Source organism: Streptomyces sp. NPDC048461 (genome assembly GCF_055587105.1).
Map to the genome: position 1 here is coordinate 14,985 of NZ_JBVJGW010000019.1, position 16,878 is coordinate 31,862.

The 16,878-nt window shown below is 74.3% G+C and carries 15 protein-coding genes; 3 read left to right on the forward strand and 12 right to left on the reverse strand.

Going from position 1 to position 16,878, the window contains the following annotated elements; all coding sequences use genetic code 11:
• Positions 1–66 precede the first annotated feature (66 nt).
• Positions 67–1,266, reverse strand: a complete 1,200-nt coding sequence (locus ACZ6S8_RS27840) for a PP2C family protein-serine/threonine phosphatase (RefSeq protein ID WP_469460142.1) — start codon at positions 1,264–1,266, stop codon at positions 67–69.
• A complete protein-coding gene (locus tag ACZ6S8_RS27845) occupies positions 1,263–2,870 on the reverse strand; it encodes a sensor histidine kinase (RefSeq protein ID WP_469460143.1) in 1,608 nt (535 codons plus the stop codon). Before ACZ6S8_RS27845 ends, ACZ6S8_RS27840 begins: the two co-directional genes overlap by 4 nt.
• Before the next feature lie 112 nt (positions 2,871–2,982).
• Here ACZ6S8_RS27845 and ACZ6S8_RS27850 point away from each other — a divergent pair, with 112 nt between their 5' ends.
• Positions 2,983–3,756, forward strand: a complete 774-nt coding sequence (locus tag ACZ6S8_RS27850; RefSeq protein ID WP_469460144.1) for a response regulator — start codon at positions 2,983–2,985, stop codon at positions 3,754–3,756.
• 57 nt (positions 3,757–3,813) lie between these two features.
• Here the strand turns inward: ACZ6S8_RS27850 and ACZ6S8_RS27855 are convergent, their stop codons facing one another.
• Both ACZ6S8_RS27855 and ACZ6S8_RS27860 read right to left on the reverse strand, forming a co-directional pair.
• Positions 3,814–4,533: a scabin-related ADP-ribosyltransferase gene (locus tag ACZ6S8_RS27855; RefSeq protein ID WP_469460145.1), complete on the reverse strand. Its 720-nt coding sequence runs from the start codon at positions 4,531–4,533 to the stop codon at positions 3,814–3,816.
• Positions 4,534–4,746: 213 nt separating this feature from the next.
• Entirely contained in the window at positions 4,747–5,268 is a 522-nt protein-coding gene (locus tag ACZ6S8_RS27860) for a nuclear transport factor 2 family protein (RefSeq protein WP_469460146.1), read from the reverse strand.
• A 351-nt stretch (positions 5,269–5,619) separates the two neighbouring features.
• On the opposite strand from ACZ6S8_RS27860, the gene ACZ6S8_RS27865 reads away from it, so the two are divergent.
• The gene (locus ACZ6S8_RS27865) at positions 5,620–6,225 is read left to right on the forward strand and encodes a hypothetical protein (protein ID WP_469460147.1); all 606 of its coding nucleotides are present in this window, start codon (positions 5,620–5,622) and stop codon (positions 6,223–6,225) included.
• Here ACZ6S8_RS27865 and ACZ6S8_RS27870 read toward each other — a convergent pair.
• Positions 6,200–6,883 (reverse strand): ribonuclease FAU-1 family protein, encoded by a 684-nt coding sequence (locus ACZ6S8_RS27870; protein ID WP_469460148.1) that lies wholly within the window; start codon positions 6,881–6,883, stop codon positions 6,200–6,202. The two genes, ACZ6S8_RS27865 and ACZ6S8_RS27870, sit on opposite strands and share 26 nt — an antisense overlap.
• 109 nt (positions 6,884–6,992) lie before the next feature.
• Here ACZ6S8_RS27870 and ACZ6S8_RS27875 point away from each other — a divergent pair, with 109 nt between their 5' ends.
• A complete protein-coding gene (locus ACZ6S8_RS27875) occupies positions 6,993–8,333 on the forward strand; it encodes a hypothetical protein (RefSeq protein WP_469460149.1) in 1,341 nt (446 codons plus the stop codon).
• An 80-nt stretch (positions 8,334–8,413) separates the two neighbouring features.
• On the opposite strand, the gene ACZ6S8_RS27880 is transcribed toward ACZ6S8_RS27875, so the two are convergent.
• The 7 genes from ACZ6S8_RS27880 to ACZ6S8_RS27910 all read right to left on the reverse strand — a co-directional run bounded on the left by ACZ6S8_RS27880 (position 8,414) and on the right by ACZ6S8_RS27910 (position 16,711).
• Positions 8,414–9,040 carry an ABC transporter permease gene (locus ACZ6S8_RS27880; RefSeq protein WP_469460150.1) on the reverse strand — a complete coding sequence of 209 codons (627 nt, stop codon included), beginning with the start codon at positions 9,038–9,040 and terminating at the stop codon, positions 8,414–8,416.
• A gap of 167 nt (positions 9,041–9,207) precedes the next feature.
• Entirely contained in the window at positions 9,208–10,572 is a 1,365-nt protein-coding gene (locus ACZ6S8_RS27885) for a carotenoid oxygenase family protein (RefSeq protein WP_469460151.1), read from the reverse strand.
• 42 nt (positions 10,573–10,614) lie between these two features.
• Positions 10,615–11,055, reverse strand: a complete 441-nt coding sequence (locus ACZ6S8_RS27890) for an SRPBCC family protein (RefSeq protein ID WP_469460152.1) — start codon at positions 11,053–11,055, stop codon at positions 10,615–10,617.
• Positions 11,056–11,141: 86 nt separating this feature from the next.
• The gene (locus ACZ6S8_RS27895) at positions 11,142–12,638 is read right to left on the reverse strand and encodes an MFS transporter (protein WP_469460153.1); all 1,497 of its coding nucleotides are present in this window, start codon (positions 12,636–12,638) and stop codon (positions 11,142–11,144) included.
• A gap of 146 nt (positions 12,639–12,784) precedes the next feature.
• Entirely contained in the window at positions 12,785–14,782 is a 1,998-nt protein-coding gene (locus ACZ6S8_RS27900) for an AAA family ATPase (protein ID WP_469460154.1), read from the reverse strand.
• Positions 14,783–15,050: 268 nt separating this feature from the next.
• On the reverse strand, positions 15,051–15,443 hold the full coding sequence (locus ACZ6S8_RS27905; protein ID WP_469460155.1) for a nuclear transport factor 2 family protein: 393 nt from the start codon (positions 15,441–15,443) through the stop codon (positions 15,051–15,053).
• Between the two features lie 29 nt (positions 15,444–15,472).
• Entirely contained in the window at positions 15,473–16,711 is a 1,239-nt protein-coding gene (locus tag ACZ6S8_RS27910) for a cytochrome P450, cyclodipeptide synthase-associated (protein ID WP_469460156.1), read from the reverse strand.
• Between the last annotated feature and the right edge of the window lie 167 nt (positions 16,712–16,878).

Consider the following 16,878-nt stretch of genomic DNA (forward strand, 5'->3'; position numbering starts at 1 on the left):
GTTCGCGGAGCCGGCCCGGACCGCCCTCGCCCGTGGCCCTCGCCGCCGGGAACGGAGCGGGTGCGTTCAGGGTGTGCGGTGGTTCCAGTCCAGGCGCAGGACGGCGAGGTCGTCGGAGTGGCGGCCGGCGTTCAGGGCGTGGGCCTCCTCGATGAGGCTGTCGGTGTGGGCGGCGGGGTCGGTCTGCGGGAGCCGTTCGATCAGGGCGAGGAGCCCTTCGACTCCCAGGCGGCCGGTGCCGGCGCCGTTGAACCCCTCGGTGAGTCCGTCGGTGTAGAGGGTCAGGGCTCCGGCCGGCGGGAGCGGTATCTCGGTGGCGGGCCAGGCGGGCCGTCCCGGGACGATGCCGAGGGCGATGCCGTGTGCGGCGGGCACTTCGCGGGTGCCCTCCCGTGTGGTGAGGAGGGGGTCGTGGTGGCCGGCGAGGTGGACGGTGGCGGTCGCGGCGTCCCGGTCGAGGGTGAGCAGGGTGCAGGTGGCGAAGAGCGGCTGGGTGCCGCGTTCGGCGATCAGGATGCGTTCCATGAGGTGGAGGAGGTCGGGGCCCTGGTGGCCGCCGAGTATCAGCGAGCGCCAGGCGATGCGCAGGCAGACGCCGAGGGCGGCGGCGTCGGGGCCGTGTCCGCTGACGTCGCCGACGACGGCGTGCAGGAGTCCGTCGTCGTCTTCGACCACGTCGAGGAAGTCGCCTCCGAGGAGGGCGGTTTCGGCGCCGGGGAGGTAGCGGGTGGTCACGGTGACGTGGGAGGTGTTGAGGATGGGCCGGGGCAGCAGCCCGCGTTCCAGGCGGGCGTTCTCCTGCGCGCGCAGGCGGGCCGTGTGGGCTTCGGCGCTCGCGCGTTCGGTCTGGCTGCGGTAGACGGCGTAGCGGACCGTCCGGTGCAGGAGTTCGGCTTCGACCTTGCCCTTGACGAGGTAGTCCTGGGCGCCCGCGGCCAGGGCGTCGGCGCCGGCCCGTTCCTCGGAGAGTCCGGTCAGGACGATGACCGCGGTGTGGGGGGCCAGGCCGCGGACGGCGGCGACCGCGTCGGTGCCGGACACGTCCGGCAGGTGCAGGTCGAGCAGGACGCAGTCGATGGCGCGGGTGGTGAGTTCGGTGCGGGCGTCGGCGAGGCTGGTGCGGGTGGTGAGTTCGAAGCGCAGGCCGGTGTCGTGGAGGAGTTCGCCGACGAGCAGGGCGTCGCCCCGGTCGTCCTCGACGAGGAGGATGCGGTACCCCGGGTCGGGCGGGCCGGCGTCGGGGGCGTCGGCCCGGGTGGTGGTCACGGCGTGGGCTCCGTGCCGGGCCGGGTCGCTTCCGGGAGGGCGGAGGGGGTGGCCGCCGCGGGGGGTTCGGGGGCGAGGGTGAACGTGATCCGGGTGCCGTCGCGGTGGCCGGGGTCGACGGCGATGGTGCCGCCGTGGAACTCGACGATCTTCTTGCACATCGCCAGGCCGATGCCGCTTCCGCTGTAGGCGTCCTTGGTGTGCAGGCGCTGGAAGATGACGAAGACCTTCTCGGCGTATTCGGGGTCGATGCCGATGCCGTTGTCGGTGACCGTGAACCGCCACAGTCCGCCCTCGCGGCCGGCCGTGACGTGGATGCGCGGCGGGTGGCCGGGGCGGCGGAACTTGACGGCGTTGGCGATCAGGTTCTGCCAGAGCATGCCCATCTGCGTGGGGTCGGCGGTGAGGGCCGGGAGCGGGTCGTGGGTGATCACGGCTCCCGCCTCCTCGATGCCGACGCCGAGAGCGGACAGCGTCCGCTTGAGCACCGCGTCGAGGTCGACGTCCTGCTGGGTGTGGTGGACGCGGCCCACGCGGGAGAATGCGAGGAGGTCGTTGATGAGGGTCTGCATGCGGTTCGCGCCGTCGACGGCGAAGTCGATGTACTGGTCGGCCTTGGCGTCGAGCTGTCCCCCGTAGCGGCGCTGGAGGAGCTGGGTGAAGCTGGAGACCTTGCGCAGCGGCTCCTGCAGGTCGTGGGAGGCGACGTACGCGAACTGCTCCAGCTCGGAGTTGGAGCGCTGGAGGTCGGCCGCCTGGGCGTCGAGGCGGACGCGGGCCTCCTCGGTGAAGGCCAGTTCCCGTACGAGGCGCCGGCGCATGAAGTCGATCTCGCCGCTGAGGCGGCGAAGGTCGGCGGGGCCGGTGGGGGTGATGGGGTGGTCGAAGTCTCCGTCGGCGATGGTGCGGGCGTCCGCGCCGAGCTGTTCCAGGGGGGTGGTGATGCCCCGGCGCAGGGCTTCGGAGACCAGGCCGGCGAGGGCCGCGATGACGAGGGCGATCGCGGTGAACACCCAGTTGCGCAGCTGCATGGTGGCGGCGAGGTCGTCGCGGGTGCGCAGGCGCTCGGTGCGCAGCCGTTCCTGCTGGTCGGCCACGGCCGTGCGCAGGGTGTCGAAGGCCGCTTTGCCGTCGCCGGCGCGTTCGGTGGCCAGCAGGGTGGGCGTTCCGGGCGGTGCGGCGGCGATCGGGCGGGCGATCTTGTCCTGCCACTGCTCCGCGGCGTCCTGGACGCTCTTGAGGCCGCGCAGGCCCGCGGTGTCGCCGGCGAGGAGCTGCGCGAGCTGTGCGGTGTGGGTCTGCTGGTCGGTGAGGCCCTGCCGGTAGGGCTGGAGGAAGTCCGGTATGCCGGTGGCGCCGTAGCCGCGGATGCCGGTCTCCTGGTTCAGCAGGGCGGATTCGAGGCGGAAGGAGGTGCTCAGGGCGGGCGAGCGGACGTCGACGAGTTCGGCGCTGATCGATGCCGTCCGGGCGAGCACCCACGCGCCGGTCGCTCCGAGGAGGGCCAGTACAGTGAGCGACAGGGTCACGCCCACGCGCAGCCAGCGCCGGGTCGTCCAGGAGGCGGCCCGCCGTGTGCGGGGCCGCCTTTCGTCGCCGGTCATCGTCTGAGCCCCTCCGCTGTGACGGCCGTCTTCCGTACGGCGCAGCGCTCACTCTAAAGGGGTGGCGACAACCCTTGTTGTCGTGGGCCGGTCATGGGCCTAAGGTGCGGGTATGCCTGGCAAGAACTTCGTATTGCGGACCACTGCGCCGGAGACGGCCGCGGTCGCGGACGCGGCGGTCGGCAGTCTCGCGCGGCGCCTTGCCATCGAGTTGCTCGAAGACCCCGCGCAGCCCTCCGCGGGCGGTCCCGCGGCGGCCCTGTCGCTGCTCCACGTGCTGGACCAGCTCCAGCAGGCCGCCGAGCGGCTCCAGCGGGACGCGGCCGGGGCCGCCGCCCGTGCGGGCGCGGGTTATCCGCAGATCGGCGCCGCCTGCGGGATGACCCGTCAGGGCGCCCGGCAGCGGTGGCCGGGGCTGTTCAACCACACCGACGAAGCACCTGCGGAGCGCCCGATGACGACCGACCCGGCCCGGCCCTTCGACGTCCTGCTGGTCGAGGACGACATCGCCGACGCCATGCTCATCGAGGAGGCCCTCTCCGAGCGCGGTGCCCGCAACCTGGTCCAGGTCACCGACGGAGTCGCCGCGCTGGAGCACCTGCGCGCCCCGGGGAGCGTGCGCCCCGACCTGATCGTGCTCGACCTCAACATGCCGCGGATGAACGGGCGGGACCTGCTCAAGGTCCTCAAGAGCGACGAGAGCCTGCAGACGATCCCGGTGGTCGTGCTGACCACGTCCGCGGCGCCGGACGACGTCGCGGGCGCGTACGGCAGTCACGCCAACGCCTACGTGACGAAGCCGGTCAACCTGGAGGAGTTCGAGCAGGCCGTGCAGAGCATCGACGCCTTCTACCTCGACACCGCCGCGCACCCCCCGCGCACCTGAGGCGGGCCCGCCGCCGCGCCAGGGGGGTGCTGCTGCCCGGGCGCGGCCCCGCAGGGGTCAGCGGGCGGCGAGGGCGGCGGCGTCCGTCCGGTAGGGGGCGAAGCCGGCGTTCTCCTTGCAGCCGAGTTCCTCGAAGGTGCTGACCTTGGTCTGCGGGTCGGTGTGGGTCAGCCGGAACTTGCAGGCGCCCTTGATGTAGTTGCCCTTGATTCCGCCGGGGAAGTCGATCTCCTTGTTCCACAGGTAGGGCGAGCTGTAGTCGTTGAGGCGGGCGGTGGCGTTCACGTCGATGCCGCCGGGCGCGTGGATCTCGTAGACCCAGCCGGTCTTGGTGCTTCCGTAGGTGGCGAACTTCTGGGCGACCCACTTCTCGCAGCTGGTGCTGAGGTGGGCGCTGTTCTGGCCGCCGCCCTTGACGATGTACTCGGCGAGCGGGGTCACCTGCTCGCCCCGGGGGGTGAAGCCGCTCTCGAAGATCGCCTCGACCGTCTCCCGGGTGTCGCCGCGCCACAGGGTGTTGACGTCCGTGCGCCACTGCCAGCGCTCCGCCGTGGCGGCCGCGGCGACGGGGCGGGCGATCGACGGGGCGGTCGTCGTACGCCACCAGTCCCAGGCCCGGTATTCGACCGTCGGGCCGCACGGGGTGGTCAGGTCGTCCGCGGCGGCGGCCCGGACCGCGGCCGGAGCCGGGGCCGGGGAGACGGCGGCGGCCGGGGCGACGGCGGCGGCGGAGGCGAGGGAGGCGGCGGCGAGCACGCGCAGAGCGGCCTTCAGCATGGTGAGGTCCCATCAGTCGGTCGAGGTGACGGGCCTCTTTATAGGGGTGGCAGCCGGGTCGGGTCCGGCGTGGTGCGCGGGGTCCACCCGCACGGGGGGATCAGTCGTACCGGCGAAAGGATCCTCCGGCCCGGTACGCCCTGCGCCGCCGCGCCCCGAACGGGTGCGGCGGCGGGGGGTGTCCGGCAGGTGTCCGGGCCCGGTGCGGGGGTGTCAGGGGGTGGGCGGGGTCCAGTCGGCGGGGAGGCCGGACTGGTCGAGGACGGCGGCCAGGCTGTAGTGGTCCCGGTCGGCGGTGATCCGACAGCGGTTCCGGTCGAGGTCGAGGACGGTGGTCATCGGCACGGCGAAGGGCTTGGGGGCGCCCTTGAGGTGGCCGGAGTAGACGGCCCGTACGGTGACGCGGTTCCGGTCGAGGCGGGTGGTGCGGACGGTGACGTGGACGTTGTCCATGAGGCTGTCGGCGCGGGCCTTCCACCCCGCGATCTCCTTGCGGCCGCGGAAGGTGACGGCCACGGCTTCGTCGGTGTAGGTGCCGTCCGCGGTGAACAGGGCGCCGAGGGCCTGGGGGTCGGTGCCGTTCCAGGCGCGGGCCCAGGCGGTGACGATCCCCGGTGCGTGGTGGGCGTCCTGCGCGGCGTGGGCGGTGGGGGCGGCGTGGGCGGTGGGGGCGGTTGCGCCGAGGGCCGCGGCGGCGGCCAGCACGGTGAGGGTGCGCAGCGGGAGGGAGGTCATGGCCGGTGCTCCTTCGGGGTACGGGTGCGTGGGGTGTTCACGGCGCACAGACTTCCCGCAGGCGCTGTCCACTCTCCAGGTCCTGCGGGGCCGTTGGCCGCCCGGTACTGTCCACCCCTGTCCACCCGGGGCTGCCGGCGCGGCACGGCCTTGCCGGGGGCGACGCGGGCTGGTGTGCGGGGAGCACGGCGGTGCGGGCCGCCTCCGAGTGGTGGCCCGCACGGCGTCACGGACGTTTGCCCGCGGGGGCCGGTGGAAGAGTCGGACGTACGGTCGGCCGGGCGCCACCGGTCTCACGCCCGGCGGCGCCCTGTCCTCCTCGACGCCACGACCCGAAACGGGAGCCCGCTGATGCGCCTGTACGCCCAGACCCCCGCACGTCGCAACCGCCAGGTGCTCGGGGACCTGATCGCCCTGGCCCTGATCGCCGCCGCGGTGTGGTTCGCCCTCACCGTCCGCGATGCGATCATGCTGCTGGCCGAGCCGGGGCGGAAGGTGGAGAGGTCGGGCGACAGCCTCGCCGCCGCGCTGGGCAACGCCGGTGACGCGGCCTCGGACGTACCGCTCGTCGGCGGCCTCCTGGAGAAGCCGCTGCGGTCCGCGGCCGACGCCGGTACCGGCTTCGCCGACGCCGGGCAGTCGCTCCAGCACACCGTCGACCAGGTCGCCACGCTCACCACCACGGCCCTGATCGTCGTCCCCGTGGCCGTCGTCCTGCTGCTGTGGCTCCCCCCGCGGCTGCGCTGGATCCGGCGCGGCGCCACCGTGCGGCGCCTCCTCGACGCGCCCGGGGGCAGCGACCTGCTCGCCCTGCGCGCCCTCACCGGCCCGCTGGGCGACCTCGCCGCGCTGCCGGCCCCCGAGGGCGGCCTCGCCGACGGCTGGCGCCGCGGGGACCCGCAGGTGATCGCCGACCTCTGCGCGGTCGCGGTCAGGCGGGCGGGCCTGCGGCCCTGACGGTCCGGGCTCCGGACTCCCCGGCGGGCAGGCGCGGCAGGGGCCAGCCGGGGTCCCAGCGCCAGGCGGACCACGTCGCGGCGTCCGCGAACACCCCCGTGCGGTCGGCGAGCATCGCGAGGACCCGGCCGCGGGCGGCCTCCACCTCCCGGTGCTCGGCGTCGGTGACGACGCCGAGCCGCCGCACGTGGGCGTACTCGTCCTCGTCCTTCCACGCGTACCGGTCCAGGCCCGGGCCGATGACGAGGTCGACGGCCAGGTCGAAGGTGTCGAACCCGGCCTGCGTGCGGCGCGCGGGGCGCTCGAAATTGACGTACCAGTTCCGCAGACCGGCCGCCGTGTAGAAGGCGTTGATGCTGAACCAGGCCTCCGGCGGCTTCCACAGCAGCACCTCGGTCTCCCGCCACCGCACGGGGGCCAGCTCCCACTCCCCCGCCGCCAGCGCCTCGAAGGCCGCGGCGCGCCCCGACCGGTCGCCCTCGGCGTGGGCCCGGGCGTACAGGGCCGGCCAGCGGGCCTGTGCGCCCGGCGCGCAGGCCGTCACCAGTGCCCGCGGGGTGTCGGCGACGACGCGCAGCGCCTGCTCGCTCCACACCCGGCCCCGGTACATGTCCCGGCGCACCACCGTCTTCCCGGTACCGAACGACTGCTCCCGCACCTGGCCACCCCGCTCGTCTCCGCCGGCGCTCCGCCGCGGGCAGGCCCCTGCCCCGTGGGGAGTGTGCCCGGCTCGCGGCCGTCGCAGACGGGGCGCGGCGCGCCCGGCGGTGACGGCCCCGGACGCGGCGCCGAAGGACGAGACCGGCCTGCCGCCGGCCGCCGCCGCGCCGGCCCCGCAGTCGCCGGCGCCCGCCGCGCAGGAGGACGGCCGGCAGGGGACGGTGGCGGACGCGGGCCGGGAGCGGGAGTCCGGTGGTGGCGACCGCGTCAAGGCCGGCCTGCCCGGGCTGTCCCTCACCGGCCTGCCGAAGAAGGGCTTCAAGGCCGGCGCCGACTGGAGCGAGTTCGCCCTCCACGTCGACAACGCGGGCCGCGGGAGCATCGACAACTACAGCCTCGAAATGGCGCTGTGGACGCTCGACACCACCGCCTTCGAGGACGGCGACGCCCGGCTGGAGGTGTACGCGCCGGGCGCCGGCGGCACCTGGGGCTGGCACGGGGTCGAGGCGTACGGCTCGGAGGAGGCCTGGAGCTTCTCGCTGGCCGAGGTCGACATCGAGAAGAACGAGGTCTTCGACCTGCGGCTGCGGATGAAGTTCGCCAAGGACGCCCCGGCCACGCGCCTGTCCCTGGACACGACGGCCGAGGGCGGCAGCGCGCCGCGCGTCACGCACAGGACCGAGCTCACCGCGGCCGACCGGCAGACGGTCCGCCAGGGCCCGAAGCTCGGGCTCGACGGTCTGCCCCCGGGCGGGTTCGTGGCCGGCGGCGACTGGCAGAAGCTGGCGCTGCACGTCGACAACTCCGGCAAGGAGGCGATCGGCACGTACACCTTCTCGTTCTTCCTGTTCCCCGACGGCAAGAACGTGCTGCGGGCGAAGCACTTCGACATCGAGGCCTGGAACGGCACGGCGTGGGTGCCCCTGGAGAAGGACCGCCTCGGTCACACCCCCGGGGCCGTCTTCACGTGGGCCGTGGGCAAGAACGCGAAGTTCGACATCCAGCTGCGGGTCAGGGCCGCGGCCGACACTCCGGACAGCCCGATCGCCGTCATCCTGTACGCGGACAACAACGACGCGGAGCACTCGGTCGAGTCGGACATGGTCGTCAAGTCCACGTCGGTGCACAAGGCGGGCACGGGCGGCGGCACGGACACGGGCAACGGCAACGGCAACGGCAACGGGACGGGGAACGGCACCGGGACCGGGACCGGCTCCGGCTCCGGCTCCGGCTCCGGCGGCAACCAGCCGACCCCGGACGGCGGTGCCAAGCCGGTCGGCACCGGCACGAACGGCACCGGCACCTCCACCGCCGGCTCCGGAGGCCAGCTGGCCCAGACCGGTACCGACTCGGCCACGAGCTGGGCCCTCGGTGCTTCCGGCGTGGCGCTCGCCATGGGTGCCGCGCTCGTGGCGGGCACCGGCCGCCGGCGCCGGCCCACCGCGTAGCGGCCCCGGCCCCGGCCCGCAACGGCTCGGCCCCCCTCGGCACGCAGGTGTCGAGGGGGGCCGGTCGGGCCGGTGGGGCGTCAGGGGCGGGCGGGGTGTTCGGGGAGCCGCAGGCGGCGGTGTTCCAGGACCGTGGCGAGGGCGTAGGCGCCGCCGCCCGCGACGGCGAGGACCCCGTAGAGGCCGGGGGTGTCGAACGAGAGCGCCGCGGTGGAGGTCAGCGCGAGCCAGACGCCGAGGGCGTAGTGCAGCACGTTGCGGCGTACGGCGCCTTCGGCGAGGTAGAGCAGGCCGACGACGAGTCCGGAGCCGGCCGGCCACAGGACGGACGGGAGTTCCGGCAGGTCCAGGACGGACGTAAGGCCGGTGATGGCGAGGAACAGGGCGGTGAAGGCCGCGATCCAGGCCGCGCCGAGCAGCCGGCCGGAGAGGACCTCGGGGGCGGCGGCCCCGCGCTGGGCCCGCAGTGCGGCGGCGGTGGACTGGACGATGCCGGCGGTGAGCCCGGTTCCGAGGAGGGCCGTGGGCAGCCAGCCGGGCAGGTCGAGCAGGGGCGCGTCGCCCTGGGAGGCTGCGGCGGCGCCGTGTCCCAGGACGTAGGCGAGTCCGAAGCTGAGGTAGGCCGCGCGGTTGTCGACCTCGTGCGGACGGCCGGCGGGACGGGCGCGGGAGACGGGCGGCAGCGATGCGGTGGCGTGGCCGGACATGGTGGGACCCCTCCGGGGTGGTGTCGTCGTCGGGTGCGCGTACGGGTGGGGCAGGGCGAACGGGGCCGTGCGGAACGGGCCGTGCGGCGGATCGGTGGCGCCGCACGGCGGCCGCCGGCGGCGGCGCGGCCCGGGGGTGCGGTGCGGGCCGCGCCCCCGGGGGCGGGTCAGTGGCCGCTGCCGTCCAGGGCGCTGTCGGGGATCCAGGAGCCGTGGATCCCCGCGGTCACCCGGCGGGGCAGGTGGACGGTGGCGACCCGGTCGAGGCCGGCGGCGTCCAGCACCAGGAGCTGTGAGGCGTCCTGCTTGAGGTCGGAGACCACGGTGAGCAGGTAGCCGTCGTCCTCGTTGGTGGCGCCGGCCGCGGGGACGAAGACGGCCTCGCTGGGCAGGCGGGCGTCGCCGACCTGGTGGATGCGGCGGGCGCCGGTGGTGCGGTCGTACTTGACGACGCCGTAGCCGCCGAAGCCCTGCTGGTCGGGGAAGGACACCGCGTACTGGTAGCGGTGTTCGGCGCCCAGGTAGTTCTCGTTGAGGGTCGGGAACTCGACCGCGAGGTCGTCGATGATCTGCTCGTCGACGGTGCCGGCCGCCGTGTCGATGACCCAGCGGCGGGTGTGGGAGCGGGTGTTGGGCTCGGCTCCGCGGTCGGGGGCGCCGACCCACCAGTTCCAGGAGAGCCGGAAGGCCTCGCGGTCGACGGTGGGGCCCTCCAGGACGATGCGGCCCCGGCCGTCCTCGTAGGCGTTGGCGACGTGCAGCATGTTGCCGGGTTCGATGGAGAACCAGCGGATGTGCCGGGCCCCGTCCTCTCCGCGGGGCATGACGCCGATGCGGGAGGGCTGGTCGTCGCTCCAGGCGTAGGGGATGCCGGAGTGCTCGGTGGGGTCGAAGGTGACGTTGCCCTCGATGAAGACCACGTGGTGGCGGGTGATGGCGAAGTCGTGCTTCAGGGAGGCGGTGGCTCCCGGGACTTCGAAGCTGTGGGTGACGGCCCCCTTGGCGTCGGCGACGTAGTACATCAGGAAGGGCGGGAACGGGGAGGAGCCGAAGAAGTGGAGCTCCCCGGTGACCGGGTCCTCCTTGGGGTGCGCGGTCATGGCGGAGGTCAGCTTCCCGCCGAAGTCGTGGGCGCCGACCGTCTCCAGGTCGGCCGTCAGCTCGAAGGGCAGCGCGGCCTCGCTGAGCGCGAGGAGCCGTCCGGCGTGCTCGATGACGTGCGTCCCGGCGGTGCTGGCCGTCAGGTCGGGGCCGCGCTCGGTCATGTACGGGGCGCCGTCGAGGGCGGGGGTGTGGACCCAGCGGTTGCGGTACCACTCGGCGCGGCCGTCACGCAGGCGGATGCCGTGGACCATGCCGCTGCCCTTGAACCAGTGGGTGGGAGTGATGCCGGGCTTGGGGTTGTGGCTGTTGCGGATCAGCCGGCCGGTCAGCTCGGGCGGCAGGCTGCCCTCGACGGTGAGGCCGGTCGCGGTGATCTCGTCGGCGACGGGGGCGTAGTGGCCGGTCAGGTAGGGCGGGAGCGTGGTCATCGTGGGTCCTCGGTGTGGTCGGGGGTGGTGGGTGAGGGAGCGTCAGGCAGGCTGTTCGGCGCGGGACTTGAGGCAGTCGAGCCAGGTCTGCAGGGAGGTCTTCAGGGCGGTGGCGAGTTCGTCGGCGGCGGCGTCGACGGGGGCTCCGCTCCAGGACTCCTCGGTGTGGACGACGGTGCCGGTGTCGGTCTGCTCGAAGGTCCACGCGTGGATGCCGACGATGCCCTGGACGGTGCCGCCCCAGAGGATGCGCCGGCCGGGGACGAGTTCGCGGATGGTGGAGGTGATGGTCATGCCGTGGGTGAGCCAGGTGAAGTCGGTGCCGGCGGCCATCGGGCCGCCGAGGGCGGCCCGGTCGATGCCGTCGTTCCAGGAGGGCCAGTTGTCGACGTCGGTGTGCAGTGCCCAGACGGTGGCCAGGGGTGCGTCGATCCGGGTGGTCAGGCGGACGACGACGGGGGCGGTGGTGTCGATGGTGTGCATGCGGGGTCCTTGCGTTTCTCGGAGCGGGGTCATGGGGGCGAGGGCGAGGTCAGGGCGCGGGGGCGGGGGCGGGGGCGGGGGCGGGGTCAGGGTGCGGACACGGGGTCGTCCGCACGGTCCGGGCAGGGCGGTCGGGTGGGGGCGGGCGGCGGGGTGGGTTCGGTGCGGCGGGCCGGGCGGGTGAGGGGCACGGCGAGGAGGGCGGTGGCGGCCAGGATTGCGGCGGAGACCGCGAAGGCGGCCCGGTAGCCGGCGGTGAGGGCTTCCAGGTGGGGCTGGTGGGCGGCGGCGCGGGTGGTGACCGAGCCGGCCAGGGTGGCGAGGGCGGCGAGGCCGATCGCGCCGCCGACCTGGCGGGTGGTGTTGACCAGTCCGCCGGCCAGGCCCGCGTCCCGTCCCGGGACGCCGTCCACGGCGAGCGCGGTGAGCTGGACGAAGGCGATGCTCAGGCCGAGGCCGACCATGATGCTCGGGCCCAGTACGTCGACGGCGTAGCTGCCGTCGGCGCTCATCCGGGACAGCCACAGCAGGCCGGCGGCCTCGGTGAGGAGGGCCGCGGTCACGGTGGCGGTGGCGCCGATGCGGCGGGAGACGCGGGGCGCGGCGACGGCGCCGAGGATGTTGGCCAGGGCGAGCGGGAGTTGGCCGGCGCCGGTGGCCAGCGGGCTCATGCCGAGGACCTGTTGCTGGTAGAGCGGCAGGAAGAAGAACAGGGCGATCCACACGGATCCCAGCAGTGCCATCAGCAGGTTGCCGGCGGTGACCCGGCCGGCCGCGAAGAGGCGCGGCGGTATCAGCGCGTCCGGCCGGCGGCGCTCGACGGCGGCGAAGACCGCGAGGAGGACGCCCGAGGCGAGGAGGGCGCCCAGGACCCGGGCGTCCGTCCAGCCGCTGCCGCGTGCGCTGGTCAGGGCCCAGACCAGGCAGGTCAGGGCGAGGGTGACGGTGGCGGTGCCCGGCAGGTCGAACCGCCCGGCGGCGCGGCCGGCGGCGCGGGGCACGAGCGCCGCCACGGCGGCGAGGACCAGTACCGCTCCGAGCGCGACGGCGTGGAAGATCCAGGGCCAGCCCCACGCCTGGGTGAGCACGCCGCCGAGCAGGACGCCGCCCGCTCCCCCGGCGCCGGAGACCGCGCCCCACACCCCCAGGGCCCGGCCCCGGCCGGGGCCGGGCGGGAAGAGGTCCATCGTCAGGGCGAGTGCGGCGGGGGCGATGGCGGCGGCGCCGAGTCCCTGGGCGGCGCGGGCGGCGATCAGTACGGCCGGGGAGGCGGCCAGTCCCGCCGCCAGGGAGGCCCCCGCGAACACCGCGAGGCCGGCGATGAGCACCCGGCGGCGGCCGAGGAGGTCGGCCGTGCGGCCTCCGGCGAGCAGCAGCGCCCCGAACGCCAGGCCGTACGCGTTGACCACCCAGGTCGTGCCGCCGTCCGAAAGGCCCACCCCGCCGCGGATCTGCGGCAGTGCCACGTTCACGATCGAGGTGGCCAGCATGACGGTGAACTGCGCGGCGGCGAGCGCCGCGAGCACGGTTCCCCGGTGGGGCGGGGGGGTGGGGGGCCGGTCCTTCGTGCGTCCTGGGTTCATGACGCACAGCCTCGTGCCGGGCGGTGTCCACCTTCCATGGCCGGCGGGGGCCACCGCTGTCCAGTGCTGTCCGCTCCTGTCCACCGGCCGGCCCGGCCGTGGCGGTACGCGGCGTGCGGCGCGGGTCCCGCCGGTGGGCGGATCCCCTAGTGGCTGTGGAGTTCCTGGCGCCAGAGGGCTTCGCAGAGCAGGTCCAGGCCTTGGCGCAGGTGGCGCCGGTAGGTGCCGTACGGGAGGCCGAGGCGGCGGGCGGCGGCTTCCTGGGTGGGGGCGCCGGAGAAGTAGCCCGCGGTCAGGGCCTCGCGGGCCCGTACTCCGCGCGGGTCGAGGGCGAGGTCGTCGACGCTCTGGCGGAGCAGGGTGCGCAGGTCCGCGGCGGGGTCCTGGGAGTCGGCGGCGAGACGGACGCGCGTCAGGGCGCAGGCGGCGAAGGCGGCGGGGTCGCGCCAGTGGGCGAGGGCTTCGCGTACGGCCTGGTCGAACGCGGTGCGCGTGAGGCCGGCGGGTCTGGGCCGGGCGGGTGCGTCGGTGGCGGTGATGAAGCGGCGGATCCAGGCCTCGACGGGTACCTGGCGCCAGTCGACGCCGAAGAGGCCGTAGGTGTGCTCTCCCACCCGGGGGCGTGCCCCGGTGTCTTCGAGGGTGCCCTTGACGCGGGCGGCCCAGGTGTCGGCGTCCTGGAAGACGGCGAAGCCGTAGGCACGGCCGTGGGCTCGGGCGGCCTCGGCCTGGGCGCGGGAGCTGCTGAGGTCGATGACGCGGGAGGGGACCTGGTAGCGGCCGGGGTAGACGGAGAAGCGGCTGATGCCGATGTGCTCCCCCGGTTTCACGGGGTCGGTGCTCTGGGTGTGCTGCCAGGCGGCCGCCACGACGGGGTCGGCGGCCAGGTCGGCGGGGGCGGGCGGGGCGGGCAGGGCGAGGCGGGCGGTGAAGGCGACGGTCTCGCCGGTGCTGACGAGGCGGTAGACGCTGAAGGCCTCGGGCTGGCGCAGTGCCCAGTAGCGGACGACGTCGGCGCCGGCGGGTCCTTCGGTCTCTTCGGCCATGCGGAGGATGACATCGATGTCGTCGGGGTGCAGGGGGCGGTCGTGGACTTCGTCCTCGCGGGACCAGGTGCGGACCCGGGTGAGGATGTCCGTCTCGCGGAAGAGGTAGAAGAGCTCGTCGGTGACGGTCCAGACGCGTTCTTCGGGGGCCTCGCGCAGGAGGCGCAGGTATTCGTCCGCGAGCCGGCGGCGGATCGCGGTGAAGGCGTTGGGGGCCCGCCAGCGCAGGTCCGCGGCCAGGGCTTCGCGTGCGGCGTCGTGCGGGTGCAGGCCGCGGTGGGTGGATTCCATGAAGGGCAGGTCGCGCAGCCAGTCGAAGAGGGGGTGGGCGTCCTCGTCGGGCAGTACGGCGGCGAGGAGTTCCTCGGAGGTGGAGTGGGCCTGGGCGGCGACTTCCAGGGCGCGGCGGTGGGCCGGTGTGGGCACCTCCCCTATGAGTCCGGCGAGCAGGGTGCGCAGGATGCCGGCCGAGGGGGCCCAGAGTTGCTCCGGGTTCCAGCTGTCGCTTCCGGCGGCGGCGGCCAGGGACAGGGCCAGGGGGTTGCCCCCGGCGAAGTTCAGGACGCGGTCGCGGAGTTCGGGGCGGACCCGGGACGCGGTGAGGAGGCTGCGGGCCTGTTCCTCGGAGAAGGGGTTCAGTTCGGCGAGGTGCAGGAGGCCGGACCAGGCCGGGTCGGCGGTCCACTGGGGCTGGGGGGCGTGGCGGCCGGCCAGGACGACGAGGGCGTCGTCCGCGGTGCGGGGCAGGAAGTTCTGCCACAGCCAGCTCTCCAGCCACTGGCAGTGTTCGAAGGAGTCGACGAACAGGACGGTGCCCGGTACGTCCAGGAAGGCGCCGGCGGCGCGCTCGAAGTCGGCCGGGTCCCGGCTGACGAAGCGGCCGTCGAGTTCGACGAGCGGCCGGCCGCCGGCCCGGGCGCGGTCGGCCAGGCAGCGCAGCAGCGCCGACTTGCCGATGCCGCCCGGGCCGTACACGTAGAACGCGAAGGGGGCGCGGGGGTCCCCGGCCAGCGCCTGGTCGAAGCGCGCGAGTTCCCCTTCGCGGCCGATGAACGCGCGTGTGCGCGCGGTGCGCAGTCTTTCTCCCACAGACGCCATGACGGCTCACTTCCCCCGGTCCCTGGAGCGGGACCCCTGTCCGGAATCATTCTCTGGCGGGCCGGCCGGCGGCTGGTCCGGCGCGGGGCACGCGCGGGTGGTGGTCAGCCGGTGCGCTGGGTGGGGGCTCCGCGTCGGCCGGTCGTCGGCCAGGCCTTCTCGGCCGAGGTGGAACGCGTCCGGTGGGGACGCCGAGCGGGCCGTCGGCCGGCGGTCACTCGTGCAGGATCCTAACAACCGTTCGGGATTCGGAAGTTGGCCTGAACTGCTATCTGACGTGTGCCAGGTTCCCGTGGTCGGAGCGGCCGTCGACGTGGCGGGTGCTCTCCACGACGCGCCGGAAGCGCCCGTCGGGGGCGTACTCCGCGAAGAGGTGGACCTCGATGCGGGAGGTCTGGCCGTTGTGCTGGGTGACGGTGACGGTGTGGCGGTCGGCGTAGCGGGTTGCGTCGCGGAGTTCGTCGTGGACCTCGACGTTCCCGGTGCGGACCAGGGAGCGCAGGCGGGTCATGTGCTGGGCGAAGGCGGCGCGGTCGCTCCACACGCCGTCGGTGCACTGGCGGTAGTCGGGGGTGAAGTGCCGGTCGAGGGCTTCGTCGAGGCTGGGGAGGGGGGTGAAGAGCAGGTCGTGGAGGGCGCGGGTGATGTCGGTCGGCGTCATGGCGGTGGTTCTCCTGAGGGGGGTGGTGGTCAGTTCCGGCCGGGGCCGTGGGTGAGGGGGGTGAAGTCCAGCGGCAGGGAGGCGGGGCCGCGGGTGTAGAGGCCGGTCTCCCGGTAGGGGGGTCCGGGGCTGTGGCGGACCTGGTCGAGGAGCGGGAGGAGCGTCGCGGCGACGGTCTCGATCTCGGCGCGGGCGAAGGCGGCGCCGACGCACTGGTGGAGTCCGGTGCCGAAGGCCAGGTGCTGGGCGGCGGCGGTGAAGGAGCGGGCGGCGCCGAGGTCGGGGCGGTCGATGTCGAAGGTGTCCGGGGCGGTGAAGGCCTCGGGGTCGCGGTTGGCCGCGCCGATCATGCAGAAGACGGTCGCTCCGGCCGGGACGGTGGTACCGGCGAACACGGTGTCCTGCTCGGCCTGTCGGGGGATGAGCTGGACGGGCGGGGTGTAGCGCAGGGTCTCGGCGATCGCGGCGGGCAGCAGGGCCGGGTCCTGCCGTACGCGGGCGAGCTGGTCGGGGTGGTCGATCAGGTGCTTGAAGAGCAGGGCGAGGGTCTTGTCGGCGGGTTCGGTGGCGGCGACCAGGACGTTGATGATCAGCGCGGTGACGTCGCGGTCGGTCATGGCGACGCCGTCGAACTCGGCGGTGCACAGCCTGGATATGAGGTCGTCGCCGGGGTGGCGGCGGCGTTGTCCGATGACGGGGAGGAGGTAGGCCTCCAGCTGCTCGGCGCAGTCCAGGCAGTGGCGGCGGCGTTCGGGGGTGAGGACGATGCTGGTGACGAACTCGGCGACGCCGCTGTGCCAGGCGGTGATCCGCTGCCAGTCCTCCTTGTCCAGGGCGAGGATGTCGAGGGTCACGCGGACGCCGAAGGGCTTGCCGAAGTCGTTGACGAGGTCCACCCGGCCGCGGGGCAGGAAGGGCGCGATGAGCTCGGCGGTGTTGGTGCGTACAGCCTGGACCTGCTCGTGCAGGGCGGGTCCCGTGAAGGCGCGGACGACGATCTTCCGTTTGGCGGTGTGCTCGGCGCCGGTCATCTGGGCCAGGACCGGCCCGCGCATCACCGGTTCGGCGCGCGCCTGGAGCGTCTCGGTGCTGAACGCCTCGTGGTCGCTCAGCACCCGTTTCACGTCGCGGTACCGGGAGAGGAAGTAGCTGTCGGTCGCGGGCTCGTAGTGCACCGGCGCCCGGTCCCGCAGGTGGGCGAAGTGGCGGTAGGGGTCGGCGGCGAATTCCTCGGACAGGATGCTGAAGCGGGAGTCGGTCTGGGGCATGGCGGGCCTCGCAGGTGGGGAAGGCGGGAGGTTCGGACCGGGCGGGAACGCGGGCCGCCCGGTGGTGCGGCGTGGACCGGGGAGGGGACGGGGAGGGACCGGGCCGGGGACGGCGGGGGCGCGCCCCGTGAGCCGTCCGGGACGGTACGCCGGTACGCCGCCCTCCC